Source organism: Shewanella sp. AC34-MNA-CIBAN-0136 (genome assembly GCF_040309945.1).
In the GTDB taxonomy this organism is placed as follows: domain Bacteria; phylum Pseudomonadota; class Gammaproteobacteria; order Enterobacterales; family Shewanellaceae; genus Shewanella.
This window is the reverse complement of record NZ_JBEOPJ010000012.1, coordinates 23,033-40,733: the sequence shown is the minus strand read 5'-3', so window position 1 is coordinate 40,733 and position 17,701 is coordinate 23,033. Positions and strand designations below refer to the sequence as shown.

The following is a 17,701-nucleotide window of genomic DNA, read 5'->3' as shown; positions in this document are numbered from 1 at the left end:
ATTTTTCGCCGTATTAGCCAATTCTGTAAACAGCTATTTGAAAACAACAAAGTAGCTCCAGTCCTTGAAGAACCCATTCAAGAAGATGGCTTACGTCTGGATATTATCTCCAGAGATGGTCACTCAATTTCACGTCGTCAAATTAGTGAAAATGCACTAAAAGTACTTTATCGTCTTAATAAATCTGGCTACAAAGCTTATTTAGTGGGCGGTGGAGTACGTGACATTCTATTAGGTCTTGAACCGAAAGATTTTGACGTCGTCACTAATGCCACCCCAGATGACATTAAAAAGTTATTCCGCAATTGTCGCTTAGTCGGCCGTCGCTTTAGACTGGCGCATATCGTTTTTGGTCGTGATGTCATTGAGGTTGCCACTTTCCGCGGTCACCACAGTGAAAGCAATGATAAAGTATCAAAATCCAACGCTGAAGGCCGTTTGTTACGCGATAACGTCTACGGTGAGATCGATGAAGATGCTGAGCGCCGTGACTTCACCATTAACGCGCTCTACTATGATATTAGTGATTATTCTATTCGCAGCTATGGTGGTGGAATAAACGATCTCAATGCTAGAACGATTAAGCTTATTGGCGATCCAGACACGCGATACCGCGAAGACCCGGTGCGTATGCTTCGTGCTGTTCGTTTTGCGACTAAACTTGATATGCAAATCGATGCAGTAACAGCGGATCCAATCAAAGCCCTTGCTCCATTGCTAGCCGATATTCCTGCTGCGCGCATGTATGAAGAAGTATTGAAACTGTTTTTTGCCGGTAAAGCAGAAGCTAATTACCACATGATGCAACGTTTTGGTTTATTCGCGCCCTTGTTCCCACAAGTCGGTGCATTAATTGAAGAGTCGCCTAAAGGGTATGCCGCTAAAATGCTGCAAGTCGTTATGCGTAATACCGATATCCGTGTTAGCGAAGATAAAACCGTGACTCCGGCATTTTTCTTTGCGGCAATCTTGTGGTATCCCGTTAAGCAACGAGCTGATGATATTGCCATTGAAAGCGGCTTAACTCATTACGATGCATATGTTGCTGCAATGGGTGATGTGCTTGAAAAACAGTGTCTAACAATTAGCTTACCTCGCCGATTTAGCACTCCAGCACGCGACATTTGGCAATTGCAGTTACGATTAGAACGCGGTCAAGGCACTCGAGCATTTAAACTACTAGAGCACCCTAAATTCAGAGCAGCTTATGATTTACTGCTACTGCGCGGTGAAGTTGAAATGGGTAATATTGCCAAGATAGCTGAGTGGTGGAAAGCGTTTGTAGAAGCTGATGAAACTGACCGTAGCGACATAGCTAAAAGCATCAAAGGCAGCAATAATCGTAACAGAAATGCACCACAGCGTAAGCGTCGCCGTAAACCAGCAGCCAAACCAGCGGAAGAATAACAATCATGGCGGTTCAAGTTTATGTCGCCATAGGCGCTAATTTAGCAGAGCCAATACAACAACTCGATGTTGCAGTATTGGCGCTAAAGGCATTGGCAATAAACAACACTTTTACGGTGTCAGCATATTATGGTTCCAAGCCCATGGGTGATGTTATTCAGCCAGATTATGTCAATGCTGTCGCGGGGTTTCAAACCTCGCTATTGCCCATTGAGTTACTCGATACCTTACAAGAAATCGAGCAGCAACAAGGGCGTGTACGACTTGAACACTGGGGACCTCGTACCTTAGATTTAGATTTGTTACTCTATGGTCAACAACACATCAACGAACCTCGACTTTGTGTGCCTCATTACGGCATGAAGCAACGCAGTTTTGTGTTAATTCCATTAGCAGACATTGCACCAGGGCTAACATTGCCTTGTAATACAAGCCTTGAAAGCCTTATTAGTGTGGCAATGCGTGATGAATTACAAAAGCTTATCGATTAAAGTTGATCTTAACAGACAGAAGATTAAGCTCAGCTTTTAGTATTTCAATATTGTTTTAAGAGTCTACTATGTCAAAAGTCACCAGTTCGACCCTAATCAAGTTCAAACAAGAAGGTAAAAAGTTCACCGCATTAACGGCTTATGACGCTAGCTTTGCCGGCGCATTTGACAGTGAAGGTGTTGATGTACTTCTAGTGGGTGATTCACTCGGTATGGTGCTTCAAGGCCATAACGATACCTTACCAGTAACCATTGCCGATATTGCTTACCATACCGCTTGTGTCAAACGTGGTGTTTCGCGCGCATTACTCATCGCAGACATGCCGTTTATGAGCTATAGCACCCCAGAACAGACCATGACTAACGCTGCAATATTAATGCAGGCAGGTGCCAGCATGGTTAAATTAGAAGGCGGACATTGGTTACTTGAAAGCGTAAAAATGTTAACCGAACGTGGTATTCCAGTTTGTGCTCACCTAGGATTAACGCCACAGTCGGTGAACGTTTTTGGCGGATTTAAAGTGCAAGGTCGCGACGCTGATAACGCGCAACGCATTCTAGATGAAGCTAAAGCATTGCAAGCTGCTGGTGCGCAATTATTAGTGGTTGAGTGTATTCCAGCCTCCCTGGCTAAAGCCATTACTGAAGCACTAACCATTCCAGTTATCGGTATCGGCGCTGGAGCTGACACCGATGGCCAAATTCTTGTTATGCACGATGTTTTAGGCATTTCGAGTGGCTACATTCCCCGTTTTTCAAAAAACTATCTCAAACAAACCGGCGAAATCCGTTCGGCTATCAGAGCTTATATTGATGAAGTTGCTAACGGCACATTCCCAGCGGAAGAACATACCTTTAATTAATATAACATCTTGATAATATAAATTTATTATCATTTTTGCTCTGCTATCTACGTTGCATTGACTTACAATAGATCGACAGTTGATGAGTCAATGCACCTTCGTTAGCAACACAAACGGCAAGTTTGATTTGCAGATGCGAAATAAACCCGTTGTTATCGATTACCCTAGCTCTTATTCGGCTTGAGGCTAATCATTAAATCTACATCAATGACTACATTGTTTTTATTAAGGTTCGAACAGAAAATGATAACCACTTCCGCTATCTCAACCATTCGCGAACATGTTAAGACTTGGCGCAGCAAAGGCGAAACGGTTGCTTTTGTGCCTACTATGGGTAACTTACACCAAGGTCACATTACCTTAGTGAATGAAGCTAAAAAGCGCGCAGACCATGTGGTGGTATCTATTTTTGTTAATCCGATGCAATTTAGTGCCAATGAAGACTTAGATGGTTACCCACGCACACTCGCACAAGATAGCGAAAAGCTAATGCTTGCCGGAACAGAACTACTCTTCACTCCAACACCTGAGATTATTTATCCCAAAGGATTGGCACAGCAAACATTTATTGAAGTACCAGAAATTGGTGATGAATTATGCGGTGCAAGCCGCCCAGGTCATTTTCGTGGTGTGGCCACTATAGTTTCCAAACTGTTTAATATTGTTCAACCTGATATCGCCTTATTCGGCCGTAAAGATTTTCAACAATTGATGATTATCAAAACCATGGTTGAAGATTTATCGATGCCAATCGATGTAATTGGAGTGGAAACTATCCGAGAAGCGTCGGGTCTTGCGATGAGCTCTCGTAATGGCTATTTAACCACTGAAGAAAAACACTCAGCAGCAACATTAAAACAAGCATTAGACAGTATTGTTAACGCGATTCAACGCGGTGAAGCAATACAACAAGCTATCTCAATTGCCAAAAAACGACTTATAACAGTTGGTTTTACTCCTGATTATCTCGAAGTGAGAAATGCCAATACATTACGCCAAGTAACGGCAGCTGACAGTGAGCTAGTGGTTATTGGGGCGGCGTATCTCGGCAAAGCGCGCTTGATAGACAACGTGTCATTTTCTCGTCATTCAAGTTAGGCACATAGCACGCTTCGCTAAAAAAACATTATTTTTTGGCTTAACTCAATAAAATAAAAAACAAAGATTTTTTATTTTATTGAGATTTCCATTGTCAAAAAACTGGTTTTATCGATAAAATTGAACCATATTTAAGCGTTAGAATAGTGTTATCGTCGTGATTATAGTTATATAGTTAGCAAAGTATGATTGCCGAGTATTCAATATCCGGTAATGAGTATGGGTAATGTCTTACTTGCGTAGCGTTAAAACATGCTAATCTGTTTAAGTACATAAGCTCATCAAAACACTAGTTAAATAAGTGAGTTGGCAAGATACAGTAAAAAACAATACCTTTAGCCAAAATACGTAACCGGTGATTGCTTACCATTAGCAGCTAGACATGGTTGTCAACTGTGAGGTTGAATGCATCATCGACAAGGCCTAGTGTCGAAAACGTAAACATGTGATATCAAAATCGTAATAGTGATGACAAAAGGATGTGTGGCCGCATGGCAAAAAGACTGTTATTCATCGTACTCGCCATGAGCACTTTTACTGCTCAAGCCAATACTATTTACAAATGCATGATGGATGAAAAAGTCGTTTTCAGCCAAACAGCTTGCCCTCAGGAATATAGCCAACATAAAATTGAATACCAATTGGGTATAACCACTGAGGTTGACTCTGACAAGCGCGAGCTCAAACAAGATCCCTTAGAAGCAATACTCAATAAACAAACCATTTCTAAAGAGAAATTACTGCAGCTACTTGATGGTGAAATTTATCGCTTAAATCAAGAAAACAGCTATTTTGAAATTTTACGGGCTAGCGAAATACAAAAATTGGATCGTAAGCGTTACTGGCAAACTAAACCTAGAGACGACCCAAGTTACGGCCTAGAATTACAAGAAATTACTACACGCTTCAACGGCCTAATTAAAAATAATACTAATGTTATCCAGATATTAACTAAACATAAAATGAAGATATCTGCTGAAACACAACCAGATGAATATATGAGTAACTAACTCAACTCTTCATCTGCGTTGAGATGCCACTACATGTTAATCAGGTTTGAATACCCCGATCATGCTACCACTGGTTTTTTGAGGCACTTTAATATCCGTTTGTTGCTCACGATAATCACAGTCAGTACATTCAACCGTTTCAATTCCATTTTCTTTAAACAATAAAATACTGTCTTTAGCACTGCATTTAGGGCATTTAGCCCCTGCAACAAAACGCTTTTTAATTTTGGTCATGATTTACTCAACTTAGTGTTTACTGAATGAGCGGTTAACTCAATAAGGTCTTTACCTGATTTATACGCCTATTTTGCCATGATTAGCCCACATGAGTCCCGTGATTGTGGGAAATAAATCGTAGATGCGATATTATCTGCACCATTATTCTATTCTTAAGTATCAAGTTGTAATTAATGATCAACATAAGCCAAGCTCAGTTAATTCGCGGCAGTAAAACCTTACTCGATGAAACCTCACTGACGATTTATCCCGGACACAAGGTTGGCCTTGTCGGCGCCAACGGTACAGGTAAATCATCATTGCTTGCCTTGATTTTGGGTCATTTACATCTAGATAAGGGTGAATTTAGTTTCCCCTCAGGCTGGCAAGTTGCCTCTGTTGCGCAGGAAACACCGGCATTAGATGTGTCGGCTCTAGAGTATGTCCTCGACGGTGACACTGAATACCGTGATTTAGAAGCCCAACTAGAGAAAGCCCAAACCGACAATAACGGTAATGCCATTGCGCTTATTCACGGCAAAATTGATGCTATTGGCGGCTATGCCATTAAAGCTCGAGCAGGCGCGCTATTAGCAGGCTTAGGATTTAAGGATGCAGACCAAAGTAACCCGGTAAAAAGCTTCTCTGGTGGTTGGCGTATGCGCCTCAACTTAGCCCAAGCACTATTATGTCGTTCAGACTTATTGTTACTCGATGAGCCAACCAACCACTTAGACTTAGATACCATGTATTGGTTAGAAGGTTGGATAAAATCTTATCAAGGGACACTCATTTTGATCAGTCACGATCGTGACTTTATCGATGGCATTGTTGGTGAAATTGTTCATGTTGAAAATCACAAACTAAATTACTATAAAGGTAATTACTCTTCTTTTGAACGAGTACGCGCCGAACGCATGGCCCAGCAACAAGTCGCCTTTGAGCGTCAACAAAAAGAACGCTCACATATGCAGTCATTTGTTGATCGTTTCCGCTATAAAGCCAGTAAAGCTAAACAAGCACAAAGCCGCTTAAAAGCCCTCGAACGCATGGCCGATTTGTTGCCCTCACAAGTAGACAATCCATTTCAAATGGCCTTTAGAGAACCAGAAGCGCTACCTAACCCATTAGTGGTAATGGAAAATGTCTCTATTGGTTATGAAGATAACACCATCCTGAAACAGGTTGAGTTAAACCTAGTCCCTGGTGCGCGTATTGGTTTGTTAGGTAGAAATGGTGCCGGTAAATCGACGCTGATCAAACTGTTATCAGGGCAATTACAAGCTAAAACGGGTAAATACCAACCTAACCCAGGATTGAATATTGGTTATTTTGCTCAGCATCAAGTTGAATTTTTAACGCTTGATGACTCTCCAATGCAACACTTAGTAAGGCTTGCACCAGCAAGTGTTCGCGAACAAGAATTACGCAACTTTTTAGGCGGGTTTGGCTTTAATGGTGATATGGCCTTATCGCCAGTACGGCCGTTTTCTGGCGGCGAAAAAGCCCGCCTAGTATTAGCATTAGTGGTTTGGCAGCGTCCAAATTTACTATTACTCGATGAACCGACCAACCATTTAGATTTAGAGATGCGTCACGCACTCACCATGGCATTGCAAACCTTTGAGGGTGCAATGGTCATCGTGTCACACGATCGTCACCTATTACGCTTAAGTTGTAGTGATTATTACTTAGTTGACCAAGGTGTTGTAACACCTTTTGACGGTGACTTAGATGACTACCATCAATGGTTGCTCGATGCCGCTAAACTAGCACAAGCCAACAACAAAACAGATGTTGGCACTGGCGGTGATGCAGTTGATAAAAAACAGCAAAAAAGAATGGAAGCTGAATTACGTCAGAAAGTATCGCCGCTGAAAAAACAACAAGTAAAGTTAGAAACTCAACAGCAAAAAATTAATGCCAGATTAGCCGAATTAGAAATTGAGTTAGCCGATGGCAGCTTATACGAAGCCGAGAACAAAGCTAAAATGACCAATGTTCTCAACGAACGGACTACGCTGACTCAAGCTATGGATGAAAGTGAAATGCATTGGTTAGACATTCAAGAGCAGATAGAGCTTTTCGAGCAAGATTTTCAATAAACAGTTAGTTTTATTTTATTCAAGCCTTAAGTGGTGTTAACTCACACCACTTAAGGCTGTAAGGGATACTGTATGTCGCGGCCTTCTCACCAGCAAACATTTAGCTATTTAATTTGGCATGATTGCGAACAAAATTACTCAACTAATCCCAATTTTTACATAAACTTACAAGACACTTACCAAGTAAATGTGAATATTTTATTATTGGCTCAATACCTTGATCAACAGCATTATGTGTTGACGCCACAACTGTGGGAATTATTGACGGGTGTTGTAGATCAATGGGAAGCAAATGTGTTGCAACCTTATCGACGATTACGGCGGATTGCTAAAGCATACTTAGACGGTGAAGAATATCAAAAAATGCTCGATGTTGAGCTCATTATGGAACGTAAATCTCAGTACATGTTATTACACAAATTGAACTTACTGCAGGGAAAAACGTTAGATATTGAACCTGATAATACTGAGCCGAGCAATATACAACACTACCTTAGCTTATTTGGTTTAGATGAAAGCATTATGACTGAGTTGACCACCCAAACAGGCCTTACTCACTCATAACGCATCATCTAGTTTAGCGACTCGCCGTACGTTGATATACCGCCATGCTACGGCATACCAAGCTGTTCAGCTAGCTAGTTTGAGTCAATTTTTGTGCTAATGCCGTTGCATTTCGAGCCACTAGACCATAAATAGACAACTGCGGATTCGCGCCTAAACTTGTTGGGAATACCGAACCATCCATCACCGATAAATTTTCAAGGTAATGCGAATAACCAAAAGTATCGACCATTGATAGGGTTTTATCTTCACCCATTGCACAACCGCCCATCACATGGGCCGACGCGACAATGGTTTTTAATAAACCTAAATCGGCATTATTGATAGCCTGCTTTGCTTCACTCCACGAATTAAGAAATGACAAGCCATCATGCATCGGCAACACCTTTTTTGCTCCTGCAGCAAATTGTAATTCGGCCATCGACAAAAATGCCCGACGAGCACCATCCCAAAAACCTTTATCTAAAGGATAATCTAACGCCAAACTCGTATCGGTTAATCTTACCTGACCACCAGGACATTGCTGATTAAAACCATCACGAATAAGCGCAATAGTCACCTGCATTTGGTTAAAGTTAGCCATTAATTGTGCGTGGCTTACACCATAACCAATGGTTTTAGATGCTATCAACACGGGATGTACAGGCGCAACTTCAAGCTTATAACCTAAATCGCCAGTCGCGCCATCACGCCAAACAAATTCATCTGAATAGATAGATTGCGGCGCACCACTGTGACCATTAATTTGTTCTGCAAAAATACCGCCCGATAACAATGACGGATGTAAAAACGTTTTGCCTAATTGCTTATGTGGATCTGGGGTATTAGAACGCATTAATATCGTTGGTGTATGAACTGCACCCGCACTTAAAATATAATGCTTAGCACTAAAAGTAATGTTAACCGATGTCGGCATTAACCCTTCGGTTAATGCCTGCGCCGTTAAACCAACAACTTGATCGCCTTTGTGTTCAAGTTTGATGACCTTGGCGCGAGAAATCAACGTCGCGCCTTTGTCCAAAGCCGCTGGAATAGTAGTCACTAACATAGATTGTTTGGCATTAACAGGACAACCCATGCCACAGTAACCGGTATTCCAGCAACCTTTAACATTACGTTTAATGACGGTGTAATCCCAACCCAGCTTTTCACAACCTTCGCGCAGTGCACCATTGTTTCTATTGGGCTCAAACTGCCACTGCTCAATATTGAGCCGCTGCTCCATCAATTCAAACCAAGGCAGTAAATCTTGCGAGGACAAACCTTTTACCGATTTTTCTTGCTCCCAAAAGGCCAAGGTTTGTTCTGGGGTTCTAATTGAGGTTGTCCAATTGACCGTGGTTGAACCGCCTACCGTTCGACCTTGAAATATACCAATACCTTTATCTGCAGTTTTCATTGCGGCTGCTTGTTGATACAAATTCGGATAAGCGTGGCGCTCTTCCATATCAAAGTGAGTTGATGATTTTAGCGATCCGCCTTCAATCATAATCACTTTTAATCCAGCTTCAGTGAGTATTTCTGCTGCGGTGCCGCCGCCAGCTCCGGTGCCAACAATAACAACATCAGCGTCAAAGTGGCGATCCATTTCTAAGGTACTAGCATCGATATGATGCCAGCCTGAACTTAATCCGGTAATAATAGGATCAATAATGGCCAAGGGAGAGCTCCTTACATGAGGGATTAATGCGCGTTATGCACCAAGAAAGTAGGCTTTACATAACGTAAATTGCCCCAATGTTCCGGACAGGCGTAATAACTTGCCATTATCAATTCACGTAATCCGTTATAAGCGGTCGTTAACATATCCAAATAGTTGTGGCGCCAAAACTCTAACATGTCAATCAATTGCTTTGGTTCACGCATTAGCAACGGTGTCATACTGCCACTGAGCAACAATAAGCCGAAGCGTCCTTCAAGCAACTCCAACAATTCCATTAACTCTTGTTGTTGTTCTACAGGCAAATGGGTAATTGATTGTGAAATCGCATCCAATGTGCGATTTATCGCGATTTCTCTATGGCTTGGAACCTCGGGCAATGCACCGTCTAGGAACACTGGCAGCAACACACTGAACAACACTCGATGATGAATATCATCGGTAGAGGTCGTGATACTAGGTGAATATAAATTAACGCCGAGTGCTATTGCCGCAGTTCCAGCAAAAGCACCAGTAAGAAAGGCACGCCGCTTCATTTACTTCCCCTTGAGTTTATTGTTGTCTCTATTTTTTATGTGGTAGAGTGGCATGAGTAACATTTAAACATACGTTTAAATTTTCACAAACAATTACAGAAATATTCCTTCTATGAAAACCTTGTTCACTCCGCCTTGGTGGGCTGCTAGCCCACATGTACAAACGATTCTACCATTCATTTTTAAAGTGGCCAGACCAATAACATTTAGGCAACGACAAGAGTTACCCGACGGCGACTTTATCGATTTAGATTGGCTAGGCCAAGCGCAAAATGGCGCGCCTATTTTAGTGATTATCCATGGTCTTGAAGGTAACACAGAATCGCATTATGCACGCAGAATGCTCATCGAAGCAAAAAAAGCCAAAATATCTGCTGTTGTTCATCATCATCGAGGTTGTTCGGGTGAACCTAACCGCTTAGCTCGCAGTTATCATAGCGGCGATGTAAACGACTTAGCCTACACCCTAGAACAACTAAAACACTACTATCCAGACTCGCCATTGTATGCTGTTGGCTACAGTTTAGGCGGTAATGTATTGGCAAAATACCAAGGCAGCAAACAACAACATAGCTTACTCGAACGCGCTGTGGTGGTGTCGGCGCCTCTCACGTTAAGCGCATGTGCAAAACGCTTAGAAAATGGTTTTTCAACTCTGTATCAACGCTTTTTAATTAAACGCTTACAAGATAAAATGCTCGAAAAAATTAACACTGCAGAGTTAACCGAGCAAATGCCGATCACTAAAGAACAGCTCAAAATGCTCAATACCTTTTATTTATTTGACGATAAAGTCACTGCACCTTTGCATGGTTTTATTGACGTTAATGATTATTATCAACAATCTAGCGGCCTAGGCTATTTGCAACATATTACCAAGCCTACATTAGTCATCCACGCCAAAGATGACCCCTTCATGACTGATGAAGTGATCCCAAACCAAGCTCAATTGTCGCCTATGGTTGAATACGAGTTGCATCAGTTTGGCGGACATGTAGGTTTTGTTGAAGGTGGCTGGCCTTGGAAACCGCGCTTTTACCTCGAACGTCGCATCATCGAGTTTATACTAACGGCGAGTGATACAGTAACCGAACACGATGCCCATGCTTCTTTAGTCAGTCATTAATAGGAAATACACCATGCTTGTGCCTTATGAAGCGTTACTTTCATTACCTCAAGAAGTACTTCAACGTATGATAAAAGAATATCTGTTATCACAACTTGAAGATGGCAGTTTTAGTGACGCAGACGAGCAACAATTAAGTCGTGCAATGGACCAATGTAAGCTAGCACTAAAAAAAGGCGACTTGGTTGTCGAGTATAGTGAGGATGATGAGTCTATCGCCATTAGACAACGCGAGCATATTTCACGTTCATCTTTCGATTAGTTGTAAAACAAAACAATGGTTTTACCACAAAATGATCACATTGTTACCCGCGAAGAATTGACCCACGGGTGATGATTACCGTATAACTAGTGACTCGATTTTTCGCGTCCACAACTTTACCTAGGCAAATAACATGTCAGCAAAACATCCTATTATTGCTGTAACCGGTTCATCTGGTGCTGGCACAACGACAACCACGACGGCCTTCATTCATATTTTTAGACAGCTGGGTATTAATGCTGCATTCGTTGAAGGTGATAGTTTCCATAATTTCACCCGCGCAGAAATGGAAGTGTTAATTCGAAAATCACAAGCTGAAAATCGAAATCTAAGCTATTTTGGCCCCGAAGCCAATAATTTCAAAAAACTCGAAGAGTGTTTTACCAGCTATGGTGATACAGGCAATGGCCAAACCCGCAGCTACTTGCACACCTTCGATGAAGCGGTGCCATTTAACCAAATGCCTGGTACATTCACGCAATGGCGTGATTTGCCAGCCAATACCGATATGTTGTATTACGAAGGGCTACACGGTGGTGTGGTGACGGAAGATGCCGATGTCGCTAAACATGTTGATCTATTGATAGGCATGGTGCCGATTGTCAATTTAGAGTGGATTCAGAAAATTATTCGCGACACAAACGATAGGGGTCATAGTCGTGAAAAAGTAATGGGCTCGATAGTCCGTAGTATGGACGATTACATCAAGCACATGACGCCGCAATTTTCACGGACACACATTAATTTTCAACGAGTGCCGACCGTAGACACCTCAAATCCCTTTAGCGCAAAAGACATACCTAGCCTAGATGAAAGCTTTTTAGTGATTCGCTTTCGCGGCATTAACAATGTTGATTTCCCTTATTACCTCAACATGATCCAAGGCTCATTTATGTCACGCGTTAATACACTGGTTGTTCCCGGTGGAAAAATGTCATTAGCAATGGAATTAATTTTAACGCCATTAGTTAAAGACTTAATGGATAAGCGTATAGAGTTGCAAAACCTTGATGATATCAAACCCGATTAAGTTTGATTTAAGTCAGAACTATTAAGATAGCTGCATCGTGATTTCAAGCGAAATAACGGCAGTTGATGTGCTTGAAGTGCTAATTCCCCCTTTTTGATCTGTTAGTGCATTAAGCACATCAACGAAACCCAAAAAAGTCGATGTTCCAGCACCCACATCAACTTTTATCTCTTCTGATAAACAAGTGAATACACTGACTGATTGATAATAGTAAATGACTCACATTGCTCACTCAGAGCATTACATCAGTGGGATAACTTCTCGATAAGCTTGATTATTCTGATACTGCTTCAAACGTAAAATAAATTCATCGCTGCGCACAATTTCAGGGTTATCTTTCAACGCATCAATCGCTTTTTTCTGGGTATCTATCGCCGCAGTAAAATCACCCTGTTCTGCATACGCGGCCGCAAGATTATCTAATACCGTCGGATCATTTTGATTATGCTCAAGTAACTTTAACGACATCGATACTGCACGTGAACCATCGCGATATTCCGCTTCAGGGCATGTAGCTAATATCCACGCAATATTGCCCATTGAAACAGCATCTCCCGCAGCACTAAACTGCTCCATTGCTTTACCACAATTACGCACTACGCCATCACCACCAGCAGAATAAATAAACCCTAAACGAAAATGAGCCCACTTATCCCCCTGTGCAACCATTTGCAAATACCATTTCTCGGCAAGTGCTAAATCCCGCGGAATTAATTTGCCGTCAAAAGCTAGGTCGGCTAATGTTTGTTGCGCCTTAATATTTTGCTGTTGCGCAGCAAGATTAACCCAGCTTAATCCTTGCTTGGTATCTTGAGAAACAAATCGTCCGGAAAGGTTCATTAAGCCCAATAGAAATTGTGCGTCTGCATTACCTTGTTTAGCTTTAATCTGAATATGAACCAGTTTACTCGCCGCTTGAGACTCAATAGAGGGCGGGATAACAAATGCTTTTACAGATGAACTAAGTCCACTTAATAAAACAACACAAACAATAACCCCAATTTGACTCAGTTTTTTCACGCATACCTCGACAACTATTTATGAAGCTGATTAAATAACATTAGCTAACTCATGGATCCAATACAATAGACAAATAACATTGGCAACAATTCAATCGTAGTGATGATTAAGACAAATTCACAAAAAAAGTCGACCGCCATCACAAACGAGATAAATTTAATCTAAAATTTAACAAGTTAATATACACTACGCACACTTCTAAATACGATCTCTATCAAAGTTTTCACCGTTTCAATAGCGTAGAATGCTTAATTAGACATTACTTACTTTCATTTTTAATCAATCGAGGAATATCATATGGCTCTGATTGGTAAGCCAAAACCTGACCCAACATTAGAATGGTTTCTTTCACATTGTCACATTCATAAGTACCCAGCAAAGAGTACTTTAATTCACGCAGGTGAAGAGTCTGACACTTTATATTACATCGTCAAAGGTTCCGTCGCTGTATTGATCAAAGATGAAGAAGGTAAAGAAATGATCCTTTCTTATCTAAATCAAGGCGATTTTATCGGTGAACTAGGGCTGTTTGAAGAGCAATCTGAACATACTGCATGGGTTCGTGCTAAACAAGCATGTGAAATTGCAGAAATTTCTTATAAGAAATTTAAGCAATTGATTCAGGTAAATCCTGAAATCTTGATGAAACTTTCGGCGCAAATGGCCTATCGTTTACAAAGTACTAGTCAAAAAGTAGGCGACTTAGCCTTCCTTGACGTTGCTGGACGTATTGCACAAACGCTATTACATCTTGCAAAACAACCCGATGCTATGACACATCCTGACGGCATGCAGATTAAGATAACCCGTCAAGAGATTGGTCAAATTGTTGGTTGTTCACGTGAAACTGTTGGTCGTATTTTAAAAATGCTTGAAGAACAAAACTTGATCCAAGCACACGGTAAAACGATCGTAGTTTACGGTACACGCTAAATGACAAAAGGCTAACGACGAATCAAGCAAAATGTTTATGTTTAATCATATAAGCTTCAGCTTGATTTAAGCCAAGATACTTAAAGTGGTGTTCATACTCTGAACGCCACTTTTTTATTTTGGAGCGCCCATGAATAGCTTGTTCTTTACAGCAATAAGCAGCTTAATGGCCATCACCATTAATCAACAAGATATTCCCGCAAAAGAACTCCCTCTGGATCATGACTACGTCCAAAAATTGGTATCTTCTGGTAATATACGTTCATTAGATGATTACTTAACTTGGCTATCGCAGTATTGTGATGGTCACTTAATCGACGCCCAGCTTTATCAACATCAAGATAAGTGGCGCTATGATTTACAATTTAAGCTAAAACAAGGGCATGTTGTTAATCTGCAATTAGATGCAGCTAACGGTATGCAGGACTCATTGACTCAATTACCGAGCGAATGTACTAAACATGAAACTGTTACTCGTTGAAGATAGCCCATTACTGGTTGCTGAACTTGAAAAACAACTCAAGCAAGCTGGTTATATTACGGATGTTACAGACAAAGCTATTGAAGCCGATTATTTGATGAAAGAAACAGATTATGACTGTGTCATTCTTGATATCGGCTTACCCGATGGCAATGGCTTGTCATTAGTGACTCAATGGCGTGAACGTGGCATCAGTACCCCTGTCATTATGCTAACGGCCCGCAGTCAGTGGCACGAAAAAGTTGAAGGTTTTAATGCTGGTGCTGATGATTACTTAGGCAAACCTTTTCATACTCAAGAGCTCCTCGCCCGTATTCAGGCACTTATCCATCGTGCCCATGGGCGGGTTAATTCGTCGTCGAAGCAACTATGTTATGCCGGGGTTAATTTAGACGAAAATGAGCAAAAAGTGACGGTAGGCGGACACGTATACGAACTGACGTCGATGGAATTTAGGTTATTGAAAATTTTCTTAATGTCACCAAAGAAGCTTCTTTCGAAACAGCAGCTTACAGACAAGCTTTATCAATTTGATGATGAAAAAGAAAGTAATGTCGTGGAAGTTTACGTAACACACTTACGTAAAAAACTCGGTAAAACCGCTATCGAAACCCGCCGTGGTCAGGGTTATATCTTCCATGGCATTATTGAATGATTTCAATTCGGTTTAAATTAAGCTTATGGCTCAGTGGCTTAATCATTATTGCCACGCTCATAGGTTTATTTTTATTTGAGTCGATGTTGCGAGATGCCTTTCATGACTCCATTATTAATCGTCTTGAAGAAGATTTAGAACACATCATTATCGCCACCAGACTCGATGATGGTGAGATAGTTATCGACCAAAGCCAACTATCCAGTTTTTATAAACCTGCCTATTCAGGGCGTTATTTCCAATTAAATTTGCCCGACCGTACAATTCGCTCCCGTTCACTGTGGGATGCGGAATTACAGATTGAACAGTTACAAGCGCAGCAGAAAAGAGTTTGGCAGGCTAAAGGGCCAAAAAACAATGATATGCAGCTGTTATCTATCGGCATCGGTGCGCCAAACAGCCACAACACAGCAACCTTGACTGTCGCCCAAGATCTCAGTATTGGACGGCGTGTTTTTAGCGAAGTATTTGGCACTAAACTGGCAATTAATATCGGCATGTTATTAGCGATGATTGCCGGTATTTTTATCATTTTACGCCAATCATTTAAACCGGTGAATCAAATCCAAGGGGCGCTGGCTAAATTGCGCGAAGGGGAAATTGCCTCGTTAGCCATTTCACAAATTCCAGCAGAGATCCGCCCGTTAGCCGAAACCTATAATGAGTTATTAGACTACACAGCCAAACAAATTGAACGTAGTCGCAATAACTTGGGTAATTTAAGCCATGGCTTAAAAACCCCATTAGCGGTCATGCAGCAACAAGTTGAAGCGCTCGGGCTCACCCATCCGGATGCCGCTATAGCCATGCAGCAGCAATTAGATTTAGTTCATAAAATGATTGAACGTAAATTGGCTGCAGCGAGGATAACCGGAGACATGCTACCCGCAGCACAACTGGCGGTACCAAAAGATTTTGATAGTTTAATCCAAACGTTACATAAAGTGCATCATCAGCGGAGTATTGATGGCAGCATTGTTAACCCACAACATATTAGTCGTATTCCAATACATCGCGAAGATGGTATGGAGCTGTTTGGCAACCTGCTCGATAATGCCTTTAAATGGGCGAATTCACAGGTTAATGTCAGCGTCGAAGAATTACCTTCGGGAGAGATATTAATTCAGATCGAGGACGATGGTCGAGGCGTAAAGCAGGAGCAAATTGCATTATTAACCTCTCGTGGCACACGACTAGATGAAGCCACTATTGGCCACGGATTGGGCTTATCGATTGTTAAAGAGATATGCGACCAATATGGTTTTGTATTGCAATTTAGTCGTAGTAAGGCATTACAAGGACTTAATGTCAGTATTTTGATGAGCAACTAAGCATCAGTATATTGATGAGCAACTAAGCTTTTTTGCCTAAAATAACCAATAAAAAAGACCTAATTGATCACTCAATTAGGTCTTTTTTTGTCCATGCATAAACGTTACATCATTGCATTGGTACTTTCGAAAATCTTGTCAGCTGATGCCGCAACAAAGCCAGTATAAAGCTGACCATTATCCATTGGATAACGGCGGGCAAATTCATAGAAACAACTTGGGATTTCCACATCGCCATCAGTAAAGTTAACCACCACTTTATCCGCCATGGTAGAAGATTGCTCTAACAAGACTTCTGGCGATCCTTTAATTTCACCGCCAGAGCTATTTAACACAAACCCAGCCAGCTTTAAGGCTTGGTTTACATCTTCAATACGCTCAAACTCAGGCAGATCGTTAATTGAAACCGTAAAGTGATTGGCACGATATCCCAATGCAGCAACCCAAGCAGCATATTCGCTTTCAGCAAGTAAGGCTTGGTATGTTGCTTTATCTACATCCCAATGACGACCAGAATAAATAAAATTATCTGCAGTGGTTGCCGTTTCATCAACCTGATCGATTAAACCATGGATGCTCTTTTGCAACTCAGGGCTAAATTCTTCTACTAATAGCTCAGAAATAAACACCTTCGGCTGCTTTGGATCCGGATGTTCAAAGTGCTTGGCAATCAGTTTTTTCTGCACAAACTGATAATCGCCACTGTCGACATAACCGATAGAGGTAAAGTGTTTAGCCAATACGCTTAAATTCACCTTGGCGATATTAAAGGTGCGCAAAGCGATATGGTCATTGATGATTGGCGCGCCATGGCCTAATAGCTGATGAATTTTCGCCGCTGAAGGCGTCATCTTAATGTAGTCTTGCCATAAGGCAGCAAATAAAGCATTAACGTCAGTATGCATGGTTAAAT

At 41.4% G+C, this 17,701-nt stretch carries 19 protein-coding genes; 14 read left to right on the top strand and 5 right to left on the bottom strand.

The genetic code is table 11. The annotated features are described in order from the left end of the window. The first annotated feature begins 105 nt into the window (after positions 1 to 105). The 5 genes from pcnB (at position 106) to AAEY94_RS13085 (ending at position 4,869) form a co-directional block, all read left to right on the top strand. Positions 106 to 1,407: a polynucleotide adenylyltransferase PcnB gene (gene pcnB / locus AAEY94_RS13105; protein WP_162024398.1), complete on the top strand. Its 1,302-nt coding sequence runs from the start codon at positions 106 to 108 to the stop codon at positions 1,405 to 1,407. A 5-nt stretch (positions 1,408 to 1,412) separates the two neighbouring features. After that, positions 1,413 to 1,898 carry a 2-amino-4-hydroxy-6-hydroxymethyldihydropteridine diphosphokinase gene (gene folK, locus AAEY94_RS13100; RefSeq protein WP_350979024.1) on the top strand — a complete coding sequence of 162 codons (486 nt, stop codon included), beginning with the start codon at positions 1,413 to 1,415 and terminating at the stop codon, positions 1,896 to 1,898. Positions 1,899 to 1,966: 68 nt separating this feature from the next. Beyond that, positions 1,967 to 2,761, top strand: coding sequence for a 3-methyl-2-oxobutanoate hydroxymethyltransferase (gene panB / locus AAEY94_RS13095; RefSeq protein WP_101085264.1), 795 nt, complete (start codon positions 1,967 to 1,969; stop codon positions 2,759 to 2,761). A gap of 243 nt (positions 2,762 to 3,004) precedes the next feature. Then, complete coding sequence (gene panC / locus AAEY94_RS13090; RefSeq protein ID WP_350979023.1) at positions 3,005 to 3,859, top strand: pantoate--beta-alanine ligase; 855 nt, start codon at positions 3,005 to 3,007, stop codon at positions 3,857 to 3,859. Positions 3,860 to 4,350: 491 nt separating this feature from the next. After that, positions 4,351 to 4,869 carry a hypothetical protein gene (locus tag AAEY94_RS13085; protein ID WP_101085262.1) on the top strand — a complete coding sequence of 173 codons (519 nt, stop codon included), beginning with the start codon at positions 4,351 to 4,353 and terminating at the stop codon, positions 4,867 to 4,869. A gap of 36 nt (positions 4,870 to 4,905) precedes the next feature. Here the strand turns inward: AAEY94_RS13085 and AAEY94_RS13080 are convergent, their stop codons facing one another. Continuing rightward, complete coding sequence (locus AAEY94_RS13080; protein WP_162023862.1) at positions 4,906 to 5,103, bottom strand: YheV family putative zinc ribbon protein; 198 nt, start codon at positions 5,101 to 5,103, stop codon at positions 4,906 to 4,908. 176 nt (positions 5,104 to 5,279) lie between these two features. Here AAEY94_RS13080 and AAEY94_RS13075 point away from each other — a divergent pair, with 176 nt between their 5' ends. Together AAEY94_RS13075 and AAEY94_RS13070 are read left to right on the top strand one after the other, a co-directional pair. Further along, complete coding sequence (locus AAEY94_RS13075) at positions 5,280 to 7,190, top strand: ABC transporter ATP-binding protein (protein WP_101085260.1); 1,911 nt, start codon at positions 5,280 to 5,282, stop codon at positions 7,188 to 7,190. 72 nt (positions 7,191 to 7,262) lie between these two features. Further along, positions 7,263 to 7,754 (top strand): TIGR02444 family protein, encoded by a 492-nt coding sequence (locus tag AAEY94_RS13070; protein WP_350979022.1) that lies wholly within the window; start codon positions 7,263 to 7,265, stop codon positions 7,752 to 7,754. Between the two features lie 70 nt (positions 7,755 to 7,824). On the opposite strand, the gene AAEY94_RS13065 is transcribed toward AAEY94_RS13070, so the two are convergent. Both AAEY94_RS13065 and AAEY94_RS13060 read right to left on the bottom strand, forming a co-directional pair. Next, a complete protein-coding gene (locus tag AAEY94_RS13065) occupies positions 7,825 to 9,414 on the bottom strand; it encodes a GMC family oxidoreductase (RefSeq protein WP_101085258.1) in 1,590 nt (529 codons plus the stop codon). A gap of 23 nt (positions 9,415 to 9,437) precedes the next feature. Continuing rightward, complete coding sequence (locus tag AAEY94_RS13060) at positions 9,438 to 9,950, bottom strand: TAT leader-containing periplasmic protein (RefSeq protein WP_101085257.1); 513 nt, start codon at positions 9,948 to 9,950, stop codon at positions 9,438 to 9,440. 112 nt (positions 9,951 to 10,062) lie between these two features. Here AAEY94_RS13060 and AAEY94_RS13055 point away from each other — a divergent pair, with 112 nt between their 5' ends. From AAEY94_RS13055 to AAEY94_RS13045, 3 genes are all read left to right on the top strand, one after another. Then, positions 10,063 to 11,076, top strand: a complete 1,014-nt coding sequence (locus AAEY94_RS13055; RefSeq protein ID WP_101085256.1) for a hydrolase — start codon at positions 10,063 to 10,065, stop codon at positions 11,074 to 11,076. A gap of 13 nt (positions 11,077 to 11,089) precedes the next feature. Continuing rightward, entirely contained in the window at positions 11,090 to 11,338 is a 249-nt protein-coding gene (locus tag AAEY94_RS13050) for a YheU family protein (protein WP_101085255.1), read from the top strand. Between the two features lie 133 nt (positions 11,339 to 11,471). Next, positions 11,472 to 12,368 carry a phosphoribulokinase gene (locus AAEY94_RS13045; protein ID WP_059744602.1) on the top strand — a complete coding sequence of 299 codons (897 nt, stop codon included), beginning with the start codon at positions 11,472 to 11,474 and terminating at the stop codon, positions 12,366 to 12,368. Positions 12,369 to 12,608: 240 nt separating this feature from the next. Here AAEY94_RS13045 and AAEY94_RS13040 read toward each other — a convergent pair whose 3' ends face one another. Then, the gene (locus AAEY94_RS13040; protein ID WP_502959399.1) at positions 12,609 to 13,388 is read right to left on the bottom strand and encodes a tetratricopeptide repeat protein; all 780 of its coding nucleotides are present in this window, start codon (positions 13,386 to 13,388) and stop codon (positions 12,609 to 12,611) included. A gap of 297 nt (positions 13,389 to 13,685) precedes the next feature. Between AAEY94_RS13040 and crp the strand changes: the two genes are divergently transcribed. The 4 genes from crp to AAEY94_RS13020 all read left to right on the top strand — a co-directional run bounded on the left by crp (position 13,686) and on the right by AAEY94_RS13020 (position 16,788). Beyond that, entirely contained in the window at positions 13,686 to 14,321 is a 636-nt protein-coding gene (gene crp / locus AAEY94_RS13035) for a cAMP-activated global transcriptional regulator CRP (RefSeq protein WP_350979021.1), read from the top strand. Between the two features lie 130 nt (positions 14,322 to 14,451). After that, positions 14,452 to 14,802 (top strand): PepSY domain-containing protein, encoded by a 351-nt coding sequence (locus AAEY94_RS13030; protein WP_242445083.1) that lies wholly within the window; start codon positions 14,452 to 14,454, stop codon positions 14,800 to 14,802. Next, the gene (locus AAEY94_RS13025; RefSeq protein ID WP_101085252.1) at positions 14,783 to 15,457 is read left to right on the top strand and encodes a response regulator transcription factor; all 675 of its coding nucleotides are present in this window, start codon (positions 14,783 to 14,785) and stop codon (positions 15,455 to 15,457) included. Before AAEY94_RS13030 ends, AAEY94_RS13025 begins: the two co-directional genes overlap by 20 nt. After that, positions 15,454 to 16,788, top strand: a complete 1,335-nt coding sequence (locus AAEY94_RS13020) for an ATP-binding protein (protein WP_182743171.1) — start codon at positions 15,454 to 15,456, stop codon at positions 16,786 to 16,788. Before AAEY94_RS13025 ends, AAEY94_RS13020 begins: the two co-directional genes overlap by 4 nt. 104 nt (positions 16,789 to 16,892) lie before the next feature. Here AAEY94_RS13020 and AAEY94_RS13015 read toward each other — a convergent pair whose 3' ends face one another. Then, positions 16,893 to 17,693, bottom strand: a complete 801-nt coding sequence (locus tag AAEY94_RS13015; RefSeq protein ID WP_162023868.1) for a DUF1338 domain-containing protein — start codon at positions 17,691 to 17,693, stop codon at positions 16,893 to 16,895. Positions 17,694 to 17,701 lie beyond the last annotated feature (8 nt).

Bases quoted from the DNA above. Each gene is read 5' to 3' on its own strand.
- AAEY94_RS13020 (WP_182743171.1), top strand. From the start codon at position 15,454: ATGATTTCAATTCGGTTTAAATTAAGCTTATGGCTCAGTGGCTTAATC.
- AAEY94_RS13045 (WP_059744602.1), top strand. From the start codon at position 11,472: ATGTCAGCAAAACATCCTATTATTGCTGTAACCGGTTCATCTGGTGCT.
- AAEY94_RS13070 (WP_350979022.1), top strand. From the start codon at position 7,263: ATGTCGCGGCCTTCTCACCAGCAAACATTTAGCTATTTAATTTGGCAT.
- AAEY94_RS13030 (WP_242445083.1), top strand. From the start codon at position 14,452: ATGAATAGCTTGTTCTTTACAGCAATAAGCAGCTTAATGGCCATCACC.
- AAEY94_RS13025 (WP_101085252.1), top strand. From the start codon at position 14,783: ATGAAACTGTTACTCGTTGAAGATAGCCCATTACTGGTTGCTGAACTT.
- panB (WP_101085264.1), top strand. From the start codon at position 1,967: ATGTCAAAAGTCACCAGTTCGACCCTAATCAAGTTCAAACAAGAAGGT.
- folK (WP_350979024.1), top strand. From the start codon at position 1,413: ATGGCGGTTCAAGTTTATGTCGCCATAGGCGCTAATTTAGCAGAGCCA.
- AAEY94_RS13075 (WP_101085260.1), top strand. From the start codon at position 5,280: ATGATCAACATAAGCCAAGCTCAGTTAATTCGCGGCAGTAAAACCTTA.
- AAEY94_RS13015 (WP_162023868.1), bottom strand. From the start codon at position 17,693: ATGCATACTGACGTTAATGCTTTATTTGCTGCCTTATGGCAAGACTAC.
- AAEY94_RS13080 (WP_162023862.1), bottom strand. From the start codon at position 5,103: ATGACCAAAATTAAAAAGCGTTTTGTTGCAGGGGCTAAATGCCCTAAA.
- AAEY94_RS13060 (WP_101085257.1), bottom strand. From the start codon at position 9,950: ATGAAGCGGCGTGCCTTTCTTACTGGTGCTTTTGCTGGAACTGCGGCA.
- crp (WP_350979021.1), top strand. From the start codon at position 13,686: ATGGCTCTGATTGGTAAGCCAAAACCTGACCCAACATTAGAATGGTTT.
- AAEY94_RS13050 (WP_101085255.1), top strand. From the start codon at position 11,090: ATGCTTGTGCCTTATGAAGCGTTACTTTCATTACCTCAAGAAGTACTT.
- panC (WP_350979023.1), top strand. From the start codon at position 3,005: ATGATAACCACTTCCGCTATCTCAACCATTCGCGAACATGTTAAGACT.
- AAEY94_RS13085 (WP_101085262.1), top strand. From the start codon at position 4,351: ATGGCAAAAAGACTGTTATTCATCGTACTCGCCATGAGCACTTTTACT.
- AAEY94_RS13055 (WP_101085256.1), top strand. From the start codon at position 10,063: ATGAAAACCTTGTTCACTCCGCCTTGGTGGGCTGCTAGCCCACATGTA.